General features: G+C 67.3%; 15 protein-coding genes. 5 read left to right on the top strand and 10 right to left on the bottom strand.

What is annotated here, in order from left to right:
- Positions 1-2: 2 nt before the first annotated feature.
- Positions 3-1160: an ROK family transcriptional regulator gene (locus AB0H88_RS11680; RefSeq protein ID WP_357643314.1), complete on the bottom strand. Its 1158-nt coding sequence runs from the start codon at positions 1158-1160 to the stop codon at positions 3-5.
- A 742-nt stretch (positions 1161-1902) separates the two neighbouring features.
- Here AB0H88_RS11680 and AB0H88_RS11675 point away from each other — a divergent pair.
- The 3 genes from AB0H88_RS11675 to AB0H88_RS11665 all read left to right on the top strand — a co-directional run bounded on the left by AB0H88_RS11675 (position 1903) and on the right by AB0H88_RS11665 (position 4489).
- Entirely contained in the window at positions 1903-2016 is a 114-nt protein-coding gene (locus AB0H88_RS11675; protein ID WP_357643312.1) for an LPXTG cell wall anchor domain-containing protein, read from the top strand.
- Positions 2017-2031: 15 nt separating this feature from the next.
- Entirely contained in the window at positions 2032-3816 is a 1785-nt protein-coding gene (locus AB0H88_RS11670) for a DUF4012 domain-containing protein (protein WP_357643310.1), read from the top strand.
- Between the two features lie 76 nt (positions 3817-3892).
- Complete coding sequence (locus tag AB0H88_RS11665; RefSeq protein ID WP_357643308.1) at positions 3893-4489, top strand: hypothetical protein; 597 nt, start codon at positions 3893-3895, stop codon at positions 4487-4489.
- Here the strand turns inward: AB0H88_RS11665 and AB0H88_RS11660 are convergent.
- The 4 genes from AB0H88_RS11660 to AB0H88_RS11645 are packed head-to-tail and all read right to left on the bottom strand — an operon-like array spanning position 4467 to position 9042.
- Entirely contained in the window at positions 4467-5861 is a 1395-nt protein-coding gene (locus tag AB0H88_RS11660; RefSeq protein ID WP_357643306.1) for a polysaccharide biosynthesis tyrosine autokinase, read from the bottom strand. The two genes, AB0H88_RS11665 and AB0H88_RS11660, sit on opposite strands and share 23 nt — an antisense overlap.
- A gap of 4 nt (positions 5862-5865) precedes the next feature.
- Positions 5866-6909, bottom strand: a complete 1044-nt coding sequence (locus tag AB0H88_RS11655; protein ID WP_357643304.1) for an MraY family glycosyltransferase — start codon at positions 6907-6909, stop codon at positions 5866-5868.
- The gene (locus AB0H88_RS11650) at positions 6906-7886 is read right to left on the bottom strand and encodes a GDP-mannose 4,6-dehydratase (protein WP_357643303.1); all 981 of its coding nucleotides are present in this window, start codon (positions 7884-7886) and stop codon (positions 6906-6908) included. Before AB0H88_RS11650 ends, AB0H88_RS11655 begins: the two co-directional genes overlap by 4 nt.
- 4 nt (positions 7887-7890) lie before the next feature.
- Complete coding sequence (locus AB0H88_RS11645) at positions 7891-9042, bottom strand: glycosyltransferase (RefSeq protein WP_357643301.1); 1152 nt, start codon at positions 9040-9042, stop codon at positions 7891-7893.
- A 312-nt stretch (positions 9043-9354) separates the two neighbouring features.
- Here AB0H88_RS11645 and AB0H88_RS11640 point away from each other — a divergent pair, with 312 nt between their 5' ends.
- Positions 9355-10626, top strand: coding sequence for a hypothetical protein (locus tag AB0H88_RS11640; RefSeq protein ID WP_357643299.1), 1272 nt, complete (start codon positions 9355-9357; stop codon positions 10624-10626).
- Here AB0H88_RS11640 and AB0H88_RS11635 read toward each other — a convergent pair.
- The 3 genes from AB0H88_RS11635 to asnB all read right to left on the bottom strand — a co-directional run bounded on the left by AB0H88_RS11635 (position 10583) and on the right by asnB (position 15113).
- The gene (locus tag AB0H88_RS11635; RefSeq protein ID WP_357643297.1) at positions 10583-11722 is read right to left on the bottom strand and encodes a glycosyltransferase; all 1140 of its coding nucleotides are present in this window, start codon (positions 11720-11722) and stop codon (positions 10583-10585) included. The two genes, AB0H88_RS11640 and AB0H88_RS11635, sit on opposite strands and share 44 nt — an antisense overlap.
- Positions 11723-11729: 7 nt before the next feature.
- Complete coding sequence (locus AB0H88_RS11630; RefSeq protein WP_357643295.1) at positions 11730-13022, bottom strand: polysaccharide biosynthesis C-terminal domain-containing protein; 1293 nt, start codon at positions 13020-13022, stop codon at positions 11730-11732.
- Positions 13023-13199: 177 nt separating this feature from the next.
- Positions 13200-15113, bottom strand: coding sequence for an asparagine synthase (glutamine-hydrolyzing) (gene asnB / locus AB0H88_RS11625; protein WP_357643293.1), 1914 nt, complete (start codon positions 15111-15113; stop codon positions 13200-13202).
- Positions 15114-15478: 365 nt separating this feature from the next.
- On the opposite strand from asnB, the gene AB0H88_RS11620 reads away from it, so the two are divergent.
- On the top strand, positions 15479-16654 hold the full coding sequence (locus AB0H88_RS11620; protein WP_357643291.1) for an NAD-dependent epimerase/dehydratase family protein: 1176 nt from the start codon (positions 15479-15481) through the stop codon (positions 16652-16654).
- A gap of 101 nt (positions 16655-16755) precedes the next feature.
- Here AB0H88_RS11620 and AB0H88_RS11615 read toward each other — a convergent pair whose 3' ends face one another.
- Positions 16756-17883 (bottom strand): glycosyltransferase, encoded by a 1128-nt coding sequence (locus AB0H88_RS11615; protein ID WP_357643289.1) that lies wholly within the window; start codon positions 17881-17883, stop codon positions 16756-16758.
- A 131-nt stretch (positions 17884-18014) separates the two neighbouring features.
- The gene (locus tag AB0H88_RS11610) at positions 18015-19367 is read right to left on the bottom strand and encodes a UDP-glucose/GDP-mannose dehydrogenase family protein (protein WP_357643287.1); all 1353 of its coding nucleotides are present in this window, start codon (positions 19365-19367) and stop codon (positions 18015-18017) included.
- Between the last annotated feature and the right edge of the window lie 346 nt (positions 19368-19713).

Here is a 19713-nt window from a genome sequence, read left to right as displayed (position 1 = left end):
CTTCAGGCGTTGACGATCCGGTTGATGTTCTCGGGCGACAGGTAGTTCTCGATCGCCAGGATCCCGGCGCCCAGCGCGGCGGCGTTGATCCCGGTCCGGCTGGGCACGATCGAGAGGTGATGTGTGGCCAGCGGCAGCGATCTGCGGTAGACGGTCTCCTTGATGCCGGCGAGCAGGTGCTCGTGGACCCGCGACAGTGCGCCGCCGATGACGATCACCTCGGGGTTGAAGAAGTTGACCAGGCTGGCGAGCACCTCGCCGATCAGCCGGCCGGCCTCTCTGACCAGCCGGAGCGCCTGCGTGTTGCCTGCCTGTACCAGCGCCACGACGTCGGCCCCCGTCTCGGCGGGCGTGCCGAGCTCGGTCAGCCTCCTGGCGACGGCCGCGCCGCCGGCGACGGCCTCCAGGCAGGCGCTGTTGCCGCAGCGGCAGCCGGCGTCCTCGTGGCCGGAGACCCGGATGTGGCCGATGTCGCCGGCCGAGCCCTGGGCGCCGCGGTGCAGCTTGCCCTCGGCAACGATGCCGCAGCCGATGCCGGTGCCGATCTTGACGAACAGCAGGTGGTCGGCGCCGGGGTAGGCGTTGCGGTGCTCGCCGAGGGCCATGACGTTCACGTCGTTGTCGACGAGTACGGCGCAGCCGGCGAAGTGCTCGGGGATGGGGTAGTCGTTCCATCCGGGCATGATCGGCGGGTTGTTGGGCCGGCCCGTGGCGAACTCCACCGGCCCCGGTACCCCCATCCCGACCGCCTTGAGCGCGGCCCGCGGACGTCCGGCCTCGGCGAGCAACCGGTCCAGCCGCTCGTCGACGTGAAGCAGGACCGTCTCCGGACCCTCGGCGATCAGCAGCGGGTCCTCGCACTCGGCCAGCACGTCGCCCGAGATGTCCATCAACGCGATCCTGCAGTGCGTGGCGCCCAGGTCGACGCCCGCGAAGGCGTGGTCCGCGGTGTGCAGGCGTAACTGCCGCGGCGGCCGGCCGCCGGTGGACTCGCCGCTCCCGGTCTCGGAGACCAGGCCGCGCTCGATCAGCGCGTCGACGCGCTGGCTGATCGTGGACCTGGCCAGGCCGGTGAGCCGGGCGAGGTCCGAGCGGGTAGTGGCGGAACCGGCGCTGATGAGCGTCAGAACGTCACCGGGCGAGCCCGGAGCGGAGGTCATGCGGCGACAATAAGATCACACAAGCGGCAAATCAAGAGTGTTAGCCGCCCAAACCCTCCCTACTTTCGCCGATAATCAAACAAAGATCCCTGAATTCGGACATAAGGGCAGTTCGGCCCCAGCAAGGACGCGACGCGCCGCCCTGCGGCGGCCCCAGCCACACGCCCCGGCAACCCGCCGCCACAAGCTCCGGCGTCTCGGAGCGGCCTCCCCACGAGAGCGACATAAGCCGCGGCACGCTCGCAGAGCATCGGGGCCCGGCAGACCGTCAACATCTGGAGAACCATTAGTGGTCATTCGGTAAGAACTGTGCGGCGACCGGAGCACCCATTAGGAGGGCGCATATAACGGGTTCCGTGGCGAACACTTCGCTGGAATTCCGGGCGAAATGTCCCATGGCCCGAACCGCCATCCATACGGGGAGTCCGAAATGAGAGAAAAAATCACGATACCTATTTTCGTGGCGATGGCCGTGGGAGGTGGGATCGCCTTCGGGACCGCAGGACTGGCGTCCGCCTCCACGGACAGCCAGGTGGCACCCATGAGCACCGAGAGCCCGCGGCCCTATCCGCCGACGGCCAGGGCCGTCGCGACGCCGAGGGCCACCTCGACGTCGTCGTCACACGTCAACATCGACGTCGACATCGACCCCGAGGAGTTCAATGGGTGGCATCGTCGCCATCGGGGCTGTGGCCATGGGTGCTGTGGCCATGGGTGCCATGGCCACCACAGGGAGTTGCCAATGACCGGAGCACCCGTGAAGGCCCTGGCCGCAGCCGGTGCCGGCATGCTCCTGATGGGCACCGCCGGCACGCTGATCGCCGTGCGGCGTCGCCGATCGTACAGCGCGAAGTAAGTCGCCGATCTCACAGTGCGAAGTAAGAGACGCCGAGTCGTCATCGCCGGCCTGCTGGCTCCCGCCGCGGGCCTCACGCTGGCCGGGGGTTGGGCCGCGCACCTCGCTCTGAGCGTGCGGGACCACCTGCAGGCGACCAGGAACGCGCTGGTCCTGCTGCGCGCGAGCGACCCCGGCCGGCTGGCCGGGACGCTCGCGGAGGCGCAGTGGCACGCGACCGAGGCCCGCCGCCTCACCTCCGGCCCGGACTGGTCGTTGATCGCTCACACTCCCCTGGTCGGAGAGAGCGCGACGACCATTCGCGGTCTGGCGGAGACCGCCGCGGAGCTGACCGGTGCCCTGACCGACGTGCACCGGGCCGCCGCGCGGCTGATCACGGCAGGTGGGTCCGCCAAGGGCGACGGGCCTTCCATGACCGACATGGGCAAGCTGCTGGCCGACCTGGAGTCGGCGGCACCGGCCCTGGACGCCGCCGCCGACCGGGTCGCTCTGGCTCGCTCACGCCTGTCCGTTACCCCGGCGGACACGGGCGTGAGCGAGCTGGACGAGGCCCGCGTCACGGCCCTGGACCAGGTCGATCGGCTGCACGGCTGGCTCGGCGCCGCGGCCGACGCCGCCGCCCTGCTGCCGCCGATGCTGGGCCATGACGGTCCACGCCGCTATTTCCTGGCGTTCCAGACGAATGCCGAGGCGCGCGGAACCGGCGGCCTGGTGGGCGCCTTCGGCATTCTGAAAGCCGGGGATGGCAAACTCGGCATTCAGCGGCTCTCCGCCAACACCCGCCTCACGCCGAGTTCGGCGCCGGTCGCCGACAATGGGCCGGCATTCAGCGCGCGTTACGGGCCGAGCGCGCTTTCCCTGCTCTCCAATTCCAATCTTTCCCCGCATTTCCCGTACGCGGCGAGCACCTGGACCGCGCTCTGGGAGCGGCAGACCGGCCGGCGGCTGGACGGCGCCATCGCGACCGACCCGGTCGGGCTCTCCTACCTGCTGCGGCTGATCGGGCCGGTCACCCTGCCGGGCGGTGAGACGGTGACCGCCGAGAACGTCACGGACCTGACCGAGCGGGCGGCCTATGTCCGCTACCAGGATCCGGACGAGCGTAAGAAGTACCTCATCACGATCGCCGGCGCCGTCAGCGAGGCGATGACCCGCTTCCATCCGGATCCCCGCACCCTCATGTCCACCTTGGCGCAGATGGTGGATGAGCGGCGGATCCAGGTGTGGAGCCGCAGGGGCATCGAGCAGCGCCGCCTGGCCACGACGCCGCTGGGCGGCGTCCTGCCCCAGGAGCCGGGACCGTTCGCCGGGCTGGTGGTCAACAATTCCGGCGGCAACAAGCTCGACTACTACCTCAAGCGCTCGGTCGACTATGAGCTGGGCCCCTGCCGTCCCGACGGGCAACGCGTCACGAAGGTACGGGTCCGTCTCACCAATGACGTGCCGCGCAGAAGGTTGCCCAGGTATGTCACCAGCCGTCTTGATTCCCCTGAGCGCGCCCATGCCGTCGGATCCAACCTGCTGTGGGTGTCCCTGTATACCGGGGTCGGAGCGAAGAACGGCGGCGTGCGGATCGACGGCAAGCTCGTGGACGTCATCAAAGAGGTCGAACGATCCCACCCCGTCTACTCCACCATGCTGGAGCTCGCGCCCCGGCAGTCGAAGACGCTGGAGTTCATCCTGCTCGAACCCGCCTCGGCCGCGGCGCCGCTGGTGCCCGTGCAGCCGCTGGTCCATCCCCAGCAGACCAGCATCACCCAGGACCATCGGGGCTGCGTCTTCGAGACTCCCACCAAATAATCGACATCTGAAGCGAAGGGTAAAGAGCGGCGTGCCGCCGAGGGCCGTCTGACCAGGGCGTTCTACCGTCGCGCTCATGGAAGGTACGCGGGAGGCGTCGTCGGCCTCACGGACTGGTTTCCACATCCTGTTCGTGTGCACGGGCAACATCTGCCGCTCTCCGCTGGCGGAACGGCTGGCCCGGGCGGCCCTCGGGCCGGCGTTCCGGGTGACCAGCGCGGGCACCCACGCCGAGCCGGGCATGGAGATGGCCGAGCACACGCGGCGGACGCTGCTTCGCCTCGGTGGCGATCCCAGTGGCTTCGTCTCCAGCCCGCTGACCACCGAGGCGGTGGCCGCCGCGGACCTTGTGCTGACGGCCGCCTCCGCGCATCGTGCCGAAGCGGTGGCCAGGCACCTCCAGGCCGCCGGGCGTACGTTCACCATCGCCGAGTTCGGCGCCTTGGCCGAAGCGGTCGAGCCCACGGCGGTCACTCGTCATCGCGATGCGGTACGGCGGGCGCACGCGCTGGTCGACGAGGTACGGAGGCTACGCGGCCTGGTGCCGGTGGACCGGCCCGACATCCTCGACCCCATCGGCGGCACCCGGTGGCACCACCGGATGGCGGGACGGAGGATCGCCAGATCGCTCGACGTCCCGCTCCGGCTCCTCACACAGCCGTCGGCGCCTTGACCGCCGCCCTGGCCTCGGCCCCGGTGTCGGTCTCGTACCCGTAGCCGTAGCCGTAGCCGTCATATCGGCTGGCCTTGGCCGGGACGAAGTTCATGACCGTGCCCACGATGCGCGCGTTGATCGACGCCAGCAGCTCCGTGCCCCGGACGATGTGCTCCTGCCGGGTCTTGCCGTACCGCGCGACGAGCAGCACTCCGTCGCAGATCGCCGAGAGCGTCGCGGCGTCGGTCACCGGCAGCAGCGGCGGCGCGTCGACGATCACGATGTCGTAGCCGTCCATGACCTGGTCGATCACCTGGCGCATCCCTCGCGAGCCGAGCAGCTCGCTCGGGTTCGGCGGGATCTGGCCGCTCGGCAGCACGAACAGCCGCGGCTCGCCCCAGGGCTGGATCACCTCGTCCAGCCGCGCCTTGCCGATCAGCACGTCCGTCAGGCCGACCGCGCCCTCGATGCCGAGGTAGGTCGGGATGCGCGGACGGCGGAGGTCGCCGTCGACCAGGAGCACCCGCCAGCCCGCCTGGGCCAGGGTGATCGCGAGGTTGGAGGAGGTCGAGGACTTGCCCTCGTTCGGCAGGCAGCTGGTGATCACCAGGGACTTGGGCTGGCGGTCCACACCGATGAACTGCAGGTTCGTACGGAGTGAGCGGAACGCCTCCGACCTGGTCGATCGGCCCCCGCTACGGACGATCAGCGGGTGACGCCGTGCGTCCCGCTCGTACCCGATGATCCCGAGAGTCGAGCTCTTCGAGACCCGATGCAGCGCGTCGGAGGTCTTGATGGTGGTGTCCAGACGATCGCGGAGCGTCAGCGAGCCGACGGCGATGACCAGCGCGATCAGTACGGCGGCCACCAGGTTGACCACCGGCCTGGGACTGACCGGAGTCTGAGGGACCTCCGCCTGGTCCACCACGGTGACCTTGACCGTGGGCCGGCTGGCCGAATTGACCCGCTCGAGCTGCTCGATCAGCTGCGTGAACCGCGTGCCCAGGGTGTTGGCCAGCTGTGCGGCTCGGGCCGGGTCGGTGTCGGTAACGGTCGCACGGAGCAGGACGGTGCCGGGGACGACTTCGGCGGAGATGTTCGCCTGCATCCGCCGGATGTCCTCGGGCGTGGTGATCTGGCTGACCACCCGGCGGCTGGACAGCAGAGTCGCGTAGGACTGCACTCTCTGCGCCGACAACATTCCCGCCTGGTAGGCGGTGGAGAGGCTTCCTTCCCTGTCCTGGCCGGAGACCAGCATGGAGATCGTCGCGACGTACTGCGGCGGAGTGTTGGCGGTGACCACGACCGCCGCGCTGATCCCGATCCCCAGCGAGATGAGGAGGAGCAGCCAGTTCCGGCGCAGGAGCCGCATGTAGTAGAGCAGATCCACGGGATCAACGCCGCCTTTCGCGGATTCTTGGAGGAGCCTTGAGGTCTTCGATCGGCGTGTAGACGTGCACACCCTGCAGCAAGGCGATGAGAACGATGGCGGTTCCGCCCGCGACCATCGTCGTGACCAGGGGCGATGTCCAGCGCATGGCCATCATCAGGCAGCAGCCGCCCGCCACGGCCGCCAGCGCGCCGAGCGTCGCGGCGGCCGTCCGGGTGCTGAGTCCCAGCCGGCGGAGCCGGTGTGTCACATGGTCGGTGCCGCCTTTCAGCGGCGAGCGGCCCGCCCGCACCCGCGAGAGGAACACGACGCCGGTGTCGACGGTTGCGACGAAGGTCGGCAGGAGCAATCCGGCGATCATCTCGCCCGGATCCTGCCCCCTCACCAGGAAGACCGCCGAGCAGGTGACCACGAATCCGATGAACAGGGATCCGGAGTCACCCATGAATATCCTCGCGGGCGCCCAGTTGTGCGGCAGGAAGCCGAGGCTGGTGCCCGCGAGTGCGATCAGCAGCAGCCCCAGTGCCGGGTGGCCGGTCACGAGGGCCGTTCCACCCAGGAGGGCGGCCGTGACGGTGCTGACGGCGCCCAGCGCGCCGTCCATGTTGTCCAGCAGGTTGAAGGAGTTGAGCATCACGACGATCCACACGACCGTGAGACCTCCGTCCACCCATCCATTGGCCGGCGTGCTTATGTGGACACCGGCGAGCGCGACCCCGCTCGCCGCCGCGGCCTCCACGACCAGCCTGGTGACCGGGCGCAGCGGGCCGACGTCGTCGATCAGGCCGACCAGCGACACCGCGGTGCCCGCCAGGAGGATCGCCATGATCCGGAGTTCGGCGAAGCCGAGCACCGCGATCACGGGCACCACCGTGCCGAGCGTGATCGCGATGCCACCCAGGTAAGGAGTCGGGCGGGCGTGCGCCTTCGTCTCACTGGGGCGATCGGTCAGTTCCCATTGCAGCGCCAGGCGCCTCAACGGCACGATCGCCGCACAGCTGATCAGGAAGGCGGCCACGCCGGTGGCAAGGGCGATCGGCGCGTTCACCGGATGGACGCCGTGCGATCTTCGCGCACCTGCTTGACGACCTCGGTGAGGATCTCGTCGAGAATGTGCCGGGGAGCCCAGCCGGTGAGCTCGCGGATCCGGGTGGTGTCGGGGACCCGGCGGGTCATGTCCTCGAAACCCTGCTGGTAGGCCTCGTGATACGGGATGAGGTCGATCCCGGAGGTGGACCCGGTGTGCTCGATGACCCGCTTCGCCAGGTCCAGGATGCTCACCTCGTCCGCGGAGCCGATGTTGAAGGTCTGCCCGACCGCCGCCTCGAGGTCGAGGAGCCGCAGCAACGCGTCGACGACGTCCGCGACGTGCGCGAAGCAGCGCGTCTGGCTTCCGTCGCCGAAGACCGTGAGGGGCGCACCGCTGAGCGCCTGATGGACGAGGCGCGGGATGACCATTCCGTACGCCGGGCTCTGCCGTGGGCCCACGGTGTTGAACAGCCGGACGACGATCGTCGGCAGGCCGCGCTCCTGGTGATAGGCGTTGGCGAGGATCTCGTCGACGGCCTTGGCCGTGCTGTAGGCCCAGCGCACCACGGACGGGCTGCCGAGGATACGGTCGGCGTCCTCCCGCAGCGGTCCGGAGGAGTTCTTGCCGTAGATCTCGCTCGTACTGGTGATCAGGATCTTTCTCCGGTAGCGATGCGCGGCCTCGATGACGACCTCCGAGCCGCGGATGTTGGTCGTCAGGCACCGGAGCGGCTGCTCGACTATCAGCTTGACGCCGACCGCGGCCGCGAGATGGAGGACGACGTCGCACTCGTGGACCAGCTCGTCCACCATGAGTTCGTCCAGCACGGAGCCCTGGATGAACTTGAGGTGGGGGTGGCCGGCGGCGAGCGCGAGGTTCTCGGTCCGTCCCGTCGACAGATTGTCCACCACCACGACGGAGTCACCGCGGGCCAGCAGCGCGTCGGTGAGATGGGATCCGATGAAGCCGGCCCCGCCTGTTATCAGGAATCGCATGGGGTCACCTCGCCCTTCCGGCTGAAGCGCGTGCCCGGCGCTCTTCGTACAGTGATCGGTACATGGCCTCGGTGTCGGCCACCAGGCGCTCCACACCGAACGAGGTGGTGGTCCAGTCGCGGGCGGCCTCGCCCATCCGGTGCCTGAGCTCTGGGTCGGTCAGCAGTCGTACGGTGTGCTCCGTCAGCTCGCCGACGTCGGCGCTGCTCACCAGACCGGTGTGCTCGTGCCTGATGACCTCGGCGACGCTGCCCACTCGGGTGGAGACGCAGGGCCTGCCCGCCATCCCGGCCTCGATGAGCGCGACGGGCATCCCCTCGTTGTCGGAGGTCAGCAGGACCATGTCGGCGGCCGCGCAGATGGTGGCCACGTCGTTTCTCCAGCCGAGCAGATGGAAGGAGGAGCGCATGGGATTGACCGCCTGCTCCATCTGCTCGCGGAGCTCACCGTCTCCGCAGACGACGAAGTGGCAGTCGGGCACCTGCCGGAGCACCGCCCTCGCCGTGGCGACGAATCTGTCGGGGCGCTTCACCTGGGTGAGCCGGCCCACGAAGGCGACCACGGGCGCGTCCGGCGGAAGTCCCAGCGACCGGCGGGCGTCCTCGCGGCTGGGGATCGGGCCGAGCCCGACGCCCGGCGGGGTGACGATGTACTGCTCGCGACGGCCGATCCCGGCTTCCAGCAACTCGTCGCGGACGCGGGCTCCCACGGTCACCAGACGATCGGACATCGAGGCGAGAAGTCGCTCCGTCCGTACGTAGACAAATTGCTTGGGCGGCGAGAAATGGCCGTACAGGAGATGCCCGTGAAACACGTGGGCCATGGCCGGATTGATCCCCGACAGGCGAGCGGCCACGCGACCCAGCAATCCGGCCTTCGTCGTCCGCGTGTGGACGATATGCGGACGGAACGCGCGTATCGCCTTGATCAGGTGGACGACCGCCCGGACGTCATCGGCGGGCTTGATCGAGCGGCCGAGCCCAGGAACCCGGTGAACCGGCATCGCCGAGTCCCGGAGCAGGAAATGGTCGCCTTCGTCGCCACCGACGTCACCCGTGTAGAGGCGATGATCGAAGGTGTCGTGGTTCAGCTGCGCGCACAACCCCGTCAGCTGAGTAGCCGGGCCGCCGATGTTCATCCGGGCGATGACATCCATGACTCTTATGCGGCCGTCCGGCTTCGCACAAGCTCCTGCGGAATGGGTCTTCATGCCGCAGAAGCTAGCTTGGGCCTTGACTCGTTCAATGGTCCGAGTCGCGGTGCCGACGGAATATTTGCATATCTTGTCCCCGCAGGTTATGGAATCGCATCGGATGAGCTGACCGGCCGACGTCTTTCCTGCTGACTTGCAGCGGTTCGGTGTGCCATGCCGATCTCGGCGGCCGCTCATCGTATTGTTCGTCGTGCCATCCCGATCACATCGACATAGAGGTCGATATGGCGCCAATACGAGCGTTGAGGAGTTTGGGTGGAATACCTTATCGTGGCCGCCGCCGTGATCACACTAGTCTTCCTTGTTTCGGTAAGTTTTGACAAACAAGCGGCGTGGCAGGTGTTGCCGGTGCTGCTTGCCGCCTTCGCCGTCCGGCTGGTCATTCATGTCGCGGTGGTGCGGCCCGATGCCGTCGGATACGGCGGCGACTATCTGGGATACGAGTCCATGTCCCTGGAGACCGCCGCGTTCTGGCAGCGCGAAGGCTTTCAGTTCGCCACTTCCGTGCCGGCCGAGCGCTTCGACTCCGTGGCTCTGCCGTGTTATGTCTTCGCCATCCTCATGTACCTGTGCGGCGGCCCGGCTCCGCTCGCCTGTGTGGCGGTCGTGGCGTTGATAGCGTGCGCGCTGTGCATCGTCATGTACAGGTTCGCGCGATTGGTGGGCGCCGACGAGCGGGCGGCATTCGTCCTGCTCGGCATCACCGCCTTTTCGCCGATGTTTCTCCTGTGCACCTCAGATACGTTCAAGGACGGATTCAACGCCTTCCTCGTCGTGGGCTGTCTCTACCTCGCTGTTTCGAACGCGCGACGGTTTGACATACGCAAGCCACTCACGACGCTTGCCCTGCTGTGGGGGCTCCTCAACGTACGTGCCTACATGGTGTTCATGTGCGGGGTTCCGTCGCTGCTCGGGCTCATGGGTTCGCGGAGCGCGGTGCTCACTCGCGTTCTGGTCGTCTCCGCCGCCCTGCTGGTGTCGGGCCTGTTCTTCGCCGGCTACGTCGACGACGACGGGTTCGTGGATACGGCACTGGGACAGTTGGAGTTCGGCCAGTCGGAAGAGGCTCGCCGCTCGTACGCCAGCCAGGGTTCAGGCGTGCTGTTCGAGGACAGCGGCAGCGCGTGGGGTTCGCTGCTCCCGAAGCTGCTCTACACGCTGCTGGCTCCCTTCCCCTGGACTGATGGCAGCGCGACGTTGCAGCTGGCGAAGATCGAGACGCTGGTCTGGTACTTCATGCTGTACAGCGCGGTAGGCGGGGCACGGCTGCTCTGGCGTTATGACCGGCGATCGCTCCTGATTCTGCTGCTCTTCATCGTGCCGAGCACGATCGCCTACGCGACGACCGTCGCCAATGTCGGCCTGATCTTCCGGCAGCGCATTCCCATCGTCATGCTCACGAGCCTGCTGTCCGCTGTGGCATGGAGCAAGAGGCGGCCGGCGGCGGACATCGAAGAAGCCACACGTCCGCCGCTGACCGCGCTCAGCAGTCCTTCTGGATCCGCGCGAGCCGCTGGTAGAGATTGATGTGCTGATCGACCAGCACGTCCACGTCAAGATGCTCGCGGGCCCAGGCGCGCGCCTCGCGTCCCAGCGAGGCCGCGAGGTCCGGGTCGTCGAGGACGCGGACGATGCCATCGGCCAAGGCCCGCGCGTCAGACGCGGGGACCAGGATGCCCCGGCCGTCCAGCAGTTCGGGAGTGCCGCCTACCGAGGTGGCGACAATCGGCCGCCCCGCGGCCATCGCCTCCATGACCGCGTTGCTCAGGCCTTCCCAGAGCGAGGGAAGAACCACCACATCGGCTTTGGCCAGGAGTGCGGTCACATCGGTGCGGTCACCGAGAAAACGAACATCCACCCGCGACCCGCGGACCAGCTCCTCCAGACGGTGCCGTTCCCTGCCTTCACCGGCGAGCAGGAAGGTGCACGGGCGGCCTCGCTGGACAAGCCGCGAGGCGGCCTCGATCAGGATGTCGTGCCCTTTCTGCGGCGCCAGGCGGGCCACGCACAGCACAACAGGGAGCGCGGTGTCGATGCTCGCCGGCTCCGCTCGCTCGAAGGCGGAAGCCCGAAGACCGTTGTAGATCACGCTCAGTTTGCGCGCCGGAATCTTCGTGATCGTGCGGGCTTCCTCGGCCACGGCGACCGCGTTCGTCACGACGTGATCGGTGATCCGGGTCATCGCTCGTTCGAGAACGACCACCCGCCGATGGCGCTGTTCCGGCTCACCGGCATTGCGCCGACCGGCCACCATGACGGGGACGCCCGCCAGCCGAGCGGCGGGCGGTCCCAGCATGCGGCCCTCGAAGAGATAGGCATGCAGCACCTCAGGCCGAATATGCCGCAACAACCGAATGAGGCGGGCGAAACCCCGCAGACACCGCACCGGGTCCGGTGATCCCGACGATGCGCGGCCGAAACCGAGATGATGCACTTCTATTCCGGCGTCACGGAGAACCGCTTCGTGCGGTCCGCTTTTCGAGATGAGGAACATGTGCACCTCGATGCCCCGGCCGGACAAACCTTGCGCGAGCAGAGATATCTGCGCCTCGGCTCCTCCTCGCCCCAGGTGCCCGATGAGGAATGCGACACGGCGGAGAGTGGACCGGTCTCTTTTCCGCATGACTCCTTTACTCCTTCCCACTTTCTTGAAGTCCATTTTCGTGGAGCTCGCTTTCTTGAAGCTCGCTTTCGTGGAGCTCCGCCAAAGCCGCGCGGGCCCGGAAGAACCACGTGACCTGGATGACCGCCAGCAGGCCATAAGCGATCGAGGATGACAGCGCGGCTCCCACCGCCCCCCAGCCGGGGATGAGCAGCAGATCGAGCGTGATGTTCACGGCGAGTGCTCCGACGGTCATCCCGGACATCGAGAGCGGGCGGTCGAGCCGGATCAGGTACTGCGCCGTCAGGCGCGCGACGGCGTACGCGGCGACCCCCGGGGCCAGGACGGCCAGCGGTGGGACGCTCCCCTCGTATGAGGGACCGAACACCCAGGGGACCAGCAGCGGGGAGGCGGCGGCGAGAAGGAACGCGCAGCCCGATGAACAGAGCAACGAGAGCCGGAGCGCTCGCGTGGTCGCCGCTGCGGACGCGGTCATGTCACCGCTGGCCTGCTGTGGCAGGACGACCTGAATAATGGCCTCCGCAGGCACCCTGGCTATCGTGGTGATGACTACCGCCACGCTGTAGAGACCGGCCTCTGAAGCGGACGCCAGCGTGTTGAGCAGCATGATGTCCGCCACCGACCCCAGCAGGAGATGCTGGGCGATATTGCCGATGTAGTAGCGCCCCGCCAGGCCGAGTTGGCGCGCGGCGAGTTCCCGGGTGGCATGGCTCAGGTTCGGGCGCAGCGCCCGCAGGTACAACGGGAGCGGTAGAGCGGCGGAAACGGCCCACATGACGATGACCGTGGAGATCGTGAAGTGGCCCAGCACCGCCAGCAGGATCAGGGACACACAGTTGACCAGGCCGGAGATGAGGATACTGCGGTTGACAATGCCCACCCTGGCTTGGAGCGTCAGGATCCCCCGCAGGTTGATGATCGCCGCCATCGCGGGCACCGCCGACAGTGCCACCGCGAGGATCAGGGCCGGCCGGTTCGGAAACACCAGCGGTGACACGGCGAAGGTACCCACGGCGGCCACCGTTCCCAGCCCCACCCCGAGCACGAGGCCGTTGGCGGTCAGCGCACGGCTGAGAGCGCCGTCCTTCCAGAACGCGATCTGGGAATTGACGATGGTGAAATGCCCAAGGATGACCGACGAGCTCCCCAAGCTGACGATCATCGCGTACAGACCCCTGCCCTCCGGCTGGAGGTAGCGTGCGATAAGAATGCTGGTGACTGTGGCCAGCAGAAGGCGGAGCCCCTGACTTACCACCGTCTGTACGATCTTGGCGGTATTCGAGCTCCCCGAGAAGATCAAGCCCCGACGGAGCAGCACTCCGGAGGAGGGCCCATCGCTGACGACGGCGCTCGACGCTCCGCGTCGAGATGAGCTCCGCCTTCTCACCTCGCGCTGGCTACGCATCACTTGAGTGATCTTCCTTATCGTGATGAGCGCGCGGCCCGTGGGCCCGCGATCACAGGGACGGCGTTCGGCTCACGTCAAGGGGGCACAATCGGTATCGGACATCACCGGATCGTCAGCGCTCACGTGAGCTCGGTGCCAGAGTTCGAACTGCAGGAGGGGCCACAGCTGGACGCTGTGGTCGGCCCCTTCGATGTGCCGCTGGAGCAGGCTCCGGACGACCTGTGGCCGAAACAGGCCCCTACCGCGGGCGGTGGCGTCGGTGAGCAGGTCGAAGGCCGGCTCACGCAGCTCACCCCGGAGCCAGGTCGCCAGCGGCACGTCGAACCCCTGCTTGGGGAAACCCAGGATCTCCTTGGGCAGCCAAGGAGCGACGGCCCGCTTGAGCAGGACCTTCGTCTCGCCGTTGCGCACCTTCAGAGCGATGGGCAGACCGGCCGCCCACTCCATGAGGTGGTGGTCCAGGAGCGGGGAGCGAGCCTCCAGCGAGTTGGCCATGGCGGAGATGTCCACCTTGACCAGGAGATCGTCTGGTAGGTAGCTCGCCACGTCCACGTCCAGGATGCGGCCGAGGTCGGTGGCCGCCGATGACCGCTCGAACGCCTCGTCGAGCAGCCGGTAGCTGTCCGCCTCCACCAGAAGATCGCGAAGTTCGTCGCTGTAGACGGCGAACTTCTGCCGGTGTGTGAACTGGGACATGAGGCGGGCGTAGCGTCGTGCGGGGCGCTCCGCGGCGAACTGCATCAGCCGGGCGAGCCGCCGTGGCAGAGATCCGCCGGTGGTCCGGTCCGCGATCAGGTCGCCGATGCGGCCGGTCGCCCTCGCCAGTGCGCGGGGCATGACCGGTATCCGCTCGGCCTGCCCCATCCGAACGTAACGGTGATATCCGCCGAAACTCTCGTCGCCGCCGTCACCGTTGAGCACCACGGTGACGTGCTTCCGGCTCAGCTGCGCGACGTAGAAACTGGGAATGGCCGAGGGGTCGGCGAACGGCTCGTCGAAGTGCCAGGCAATGCGTGGCAGAACGTCCAGCAAGTCGGAGGTGACGACGAGCTCATGATGGTCGGTGCCATATCGCTCCGCCACCATCCGGGCCTTGTGCCGCTCGTCATAATTACTGTCCGCGAAACCGATGCAGAATGTGCGTACCTGTTCCTGGCTCTGCATGGCCATGGCCGCGACGACCGCGGACGAGTCGATTCCCCCGGACAGGAACGCCCCGATGGGACGTTCACTCACCATGCGGATACGGGTGGCCTCCAAGAGCAGCTCACGCAGTCGCTCCTCTTCCCTTTTCTCGTCCAGCACCGGTCGCGGCGAACTGTCCAGCGCCCAGTAGCGGTCGACGGAGACGTTTCCTCGTTCCCAGACCAGCAGATGGCCGGGCGGAAGTTTGTGTACGTCCTGGTAAATGGACCACGGCGCCGGGACGTACTTGTACGTCAAATAGTGATCCAATGCCACCGGATCGATCTCGCGGCGCAGACGCGGATCCTGCGCCAAGGACTTCAGCTCCGACCCGAACACCAGCGAGGGGCCATCGGAACGCCAGTAAAGGGGCTTCTTTCCTACGCGGTCCCGGGCAAGGACCAATCGTTCCCGCGCACGATCCCAGATCGCGAAGGCGAACATCCCCCTGAGCCGGTGGACCATCTCGGTGCCATGCTCCTCGTAGAGGTGGACCAGGCACTCGGAATCACCCGTCCCGCGCAGCCGGTGTCCTCGCCTCGACAGGTCTCGGCGCAGCTCGGCGAAGTTGTAGATCTCACCGTTGAAGACGGCGACGACCTGGCCGTCCTCGCTGTAAACGGGCTGGTCACCCGAGGTCAGGTCGATGATCGCCAGTCGGCGCATGCCGAGCGCCGCGTGCTCGTCGCTGTGGAATCCGTCGCCGTCCGGGCCACGGTGCACGATCGCCTCGCACATGCGGCGCACCAGCGCCGGGTCGGGGCGCGTCGTCGATACGATCCCGGCTATCCCGCACATCGGTCCTCCATGAGTGGACGCAAAAACCGTATTCCTCGACCAGGCGATTGACCGCGCGACAGGATTTCGCGCATTCCGCGGAGCGGCGCCGCCAGAACTGACACATTCGAAAACGCGTCGACCTGGAAACCCCCATGATTCGCTGGAAACGGATCATAGATCACCGTGGACCACGCACCGCGACATCCCCACCGAGGTGGGCGTGGCTCCAGGCCATCAACCGTTTCATCCGTTTCTCCCGCATGATGCCGTCTGCGGACTTCGCGACCGGCGCAAAACCGTTCGAAGACGACCATTCGCCGGTTCCTCGCGTTTACGCAACACGCCTTCCCGCCACAAGTGCTCGCCCAGACATTCTCGGTATCATGGCCCGCAGAACATATCGGCGGGTCGGTCGAGACCATCCCGGTTTTCCCACCCGCATACCTCGATGCCGTCGGCGAGACGCCAGAAGGCAACAGGATGCAAAGGGCTTCTCTTCCGGTCCACAGCAGTTCTCGCGGTGCTCGCAAATTTCTCAGTACTCAGGTGAGGAGAACCGATCGATGAAACCCATGGATACCAGGGATTGGCCGGCAGGGAAACGTATCGTCGTGACGGGAGTCGCCGGGTTCATCGGTTCCCACATCGCGAGGTCACTGCTCGACGAGGGCCACGAGGTCATCGGAATCGACCACTGCCTGGGCCATCCGCGGGAGGTCACCGAGCGGAACCTTCGGCTGAACGAGGCCAGCGACCGCTTCACCCTGATTCGTGGCGATCTTGCGGAGATCCCCCTCGAACCTCAGCTCGATGGGGCCGACACGGTCTTCCATATCGCGGCGCGGCCCGGCGTTCGCCCCTCTTGGGGGGCCGAGTTCCCCAGCTACGCGAGGAGCAACATCGTCGCCACTCATCTCCTGATGGAGGCGGCCGCCCGTACCGCGGTCCGTCGTGTTGTGGTGTCATCCTCCTCGAGTGTGTACGGCGGTGCGCCGCATGGACCGGTCACCGAAGCAGACCTCCCCGCCCCGCTCTCGCCCTACGGGGTGACGAAGCTCGCCGCGGAGCAGCTGGCTCTCGCTCACGCGCGGCGCGGACCATCCGGGCCAACCGTCGTGGCGCTGCGCTACTTCACGGTCTACGGTCCGCGGCAACGTCATGACATGCTGATCAGCAGGTTGATCGAATCGGCGCTGTTCGGGAAGACCGTCACGATTCTGGGCGACGGCAAGCAGCGAAGAGACTTCACCTTCGTCGCGGACGCCGTGCGGGCCAATCTGATGGCCATGCGCGCCGAGGTCGAAGCGGAGGCGCTGAACATCGGCACCGGCGCCACCACCTCGGTGCTCGACGTGGCCGACCTCGTCGGCGACATCGTCGGACGGCCGGTCGTGCTGGAGTTCGGCCGCGGACAGGCCGGTGATGTGCGGGATACGCATGCCGATGTCTCCCGGGCGAAGGACGTGATCGGTTATCAGCCCACGATCGATCTGCGGACCGGATTGACGACGCAGGTGGAGTGGACTCTTGAGAACGAGGTCATTCCCGCACCGGAATAGTCGAAGCTCGCCGGGTTTCGCGTTCGGACAAGCGAGATCCGGCTGTTCCGGCAGCTCGTCCGCGGTGCGCCCTTGTCTCAAGAGCCGTCAGCGCCTGCCTGTCACCGGCGCCGCGCATGACCATGGCCGTTCCGTTCGCCATCGGTGACGACTTCGTCGTAGAGCCGCTCGAACCACTCCGCCGTCTGGCTGATGTCCACGGGATCAGCGGTGTTCCGTATCCCTTCGCGAAGCTGTGCGTGCGTATCCGGCCGCATGGCCCGCAGAATGGCCTCAGCGAGCGCATCGGGGTCTCCCGGCCTGGTGAGCAGGCCGTTGCGACCGTTGTCGATCAGGTCCGGCACCCCTCCGACGGCCGTGGACACGACCGGGACGCCGGCCGCCAGCGCCTCCATGACGACCACCGGCAGCCCTTCGTGCGCGGAGCTGAGCACGAGCAGATCGGCCGAAGCGATGAGGCGGGCGGCGTCCGGCACATGTCCGAGGAGCCGCACCTTGTCCGACCGAAGCTCGGCTACCCGGCTCGCCGTCTCTTCATATAGGGGACCGGTGCCGGCAAGCAGAAAGACGGCACGCGGATCGCGCTCGACCACCTTGGCCGCCGCCTCGATGAGCACGCCGTGCTGCTTCTGCGGACGGAAGTTGCCGACGTGCGCGATGAGGAAGGCGGACTCGGGTACGTTCCACTCCTGCCTCGTCCGCGCGGCCTCCCCCGCCCGGCGGCGCAGCTCCGTGACGTTGATGCCGTGGATCCTGGTCAGCAGGTTGCGCGCGCCCCGGCTGACGATGGCCCGCGCGACCTGCGGAGATACGGCCACGGTCCGCGCGTCGAGCCATCCTGTCGCCCGGTCGAGCAGCATCGTCGGCAGGCGGTAGCGGACATTGTGCACGGTCGAAACCAGCGCGGGCCGCGGCCTGGACAGCCGCGACGTCAGCCGGAGCAGCGAGGCGGGCAGAGGTGAATGGAGGTTGAGAACGTCCGGGCGCAGGCGTCTGACCTCCACCGCCAGACGGGCCAGGCGGAGCCGCCGCGGCCAGGCGGCGAAGGTGATCACCTCCGTCCCCGCCGCCCGCAGCCGCTGGATGAGCTCGTCGGTCTTCGCACCCTGGCACAGGACCGTGTAGCGCACGCCCGTGGCGGGCGCTGCCAGCAATCGCTCGACGAGCAACATCTCCGCGCCGCCGACCCCCAAGTCCTTGATGACTTCGCAGACGTGCAGTCTCCTCATGACGCGACCTCCGATGCCCTTGGCATGATCCTTGTGTCCGGGGGTGTTGCCGGACTGATCAGGTCCGCCGGAACGCACCGTGATCACCCCTTTTGGGACCGCACGGCCTCGGGACCGTACGGCCTGCCGAGTCAAGCGCGGTAGGTCCAGCCGGCCGCGCGCCAGCGTTCCGGCGTCAGCGCGTTGCGCCCGTCCAGCACGTTCCGGCTCCGCACGACGCTGCTGAGCAGTGCGGGATCCATGTCCTGGAACTCGGTCCAGTCGGTCAACAGCATCACGAGGTCGGCCTCCCGTGCGGCCGTGACGATCGTGTCGGCGTACTCGATCTCAGGGTGGACCAGCCGTGCGCTGTTCATCGCGACGGGATCGTGCATCGTGACCCGCGCGCCCTCGCGATGGGCGGCGGTCGCCACCGCCAGCGCGGGAGAGTCGCGGACGTCGTCGGTGTTCGGCTTGAACGCGGCACCGAGGACGCAGACCCGCCTTCCCGCGTACGTGCCTCCCAGAAGTTCCCGGCCGAGCGCGAGGGCGCGGTCCCTGCGACTCAGATTGATGGCGTCGATCTGCCTGATGAACGTGGCGACCTCGTCCAGGCCGAGCTCCGTCGCGCAGGCATACAGGGCACGAACATCTTTGGGGAGGCAGCCGCCACCGAACCCGAGTCCAGGGCCCAGGAAGCGCCGGCCGATCCTGTCGTCATAGCCGAGTGCCTCGGCGAGCGGCAGCACGGCAGCGCCGGTGGCCTCACATATCTGCGCCACGGCGTTGATGAACGAGATCTTCATCGCGAGGAACGCGTTGGCCGAGACCTTGACGAGCTCGGCAGTGGCGTAGTCGGTCACCACGAGGGGACAGCCCTCTTCGATGATCGGCTGGTAGACGGCCCGGAGCAATTGCTCCGCCCACCGCGACTCCACCCCGAAAATGAGCCGATCGGGTTGGAGCGTGTCTTGGACCGCGTGCCCTTCGCGAAGGAATTCCGGATTCCACGCCACCTCCACCCGGCCGCCGTCGGTCTGGTGGCGGACGACCTCGGCCATGCGCCGCGCGGTTCCTACCGGCACCGTGGATTTGCCCACGATGATCGCCGGTCCGGCCACTCGCCGCGCCAACTCGGCGAAGGCCGTCTCAACCCACCGCAGATCCGCGTTGAAGGAGCCGGGGAGCTGCGGTGTCCCCACGCAAACGAAGTGGACGTCCGCTTCGGCGACGTCGTCGTACGACGCGGTGAAGCGAAGCCGGCCCGCCTCCACGCTTTTGCGGAGCAACTCGCCGAGGCCGGGCTCGAAGAAGGGCAGCTCGCACGCGGACAGCCTCGCGATCTTCTCCTTCTCGATGTCCATGGCGATGACATCGTGGCCGAGCTGTGCCATCCCCACCGCGTGGGCGGTGCCCAGATAACCGGCGCCGATCACGCTTATTCGGAGTCGGTCGGACGACTCGAGGGACTGCGACATCTTCGCTCGGGTCGAATCTCGGCGCATCAGCGTATGATCCTGCAAAAGTTTCTCCCTTGCTCGGTATTTGATGGCGCTGGTCCGGCGATGTCGTCCTCGTCCACGTCGTCCGAGACCAACCAGATCACCTTACTTTCTTACTCGGAGACGCCCGATAACGCGGCGGCCAACGACTGAAAGACATGGCAGAGCTTCCTTAAAATTCCGCCATATGTGGTCGGCTTCGAGCGCGAAATATGCCAGGCGTACGGCTTCACCTTGCGAGCTCCAGAAAGGTCGAAACGGACGTATCCGGTCGACGGGCGACAAGCTTTGGAGATCGGCCCACGACCGGCATCGCCCCCTGGGGACGTAGACACGCCGGTATGTGTGT

The organism is Nonomuraea sp. NPDC050680 (assembly GCF_040654555.1).
GTDB lineage: Bacteria > Actinomycetota > Actinomycetes > Streptosporangiales > Streptosporangiaceae > Nonomuraea.
The sequence above is the reverse complement of the archived record's forward strand: the minus strand, read 5'-3'. Positions and strand labels throughout refer to the sequence as shown.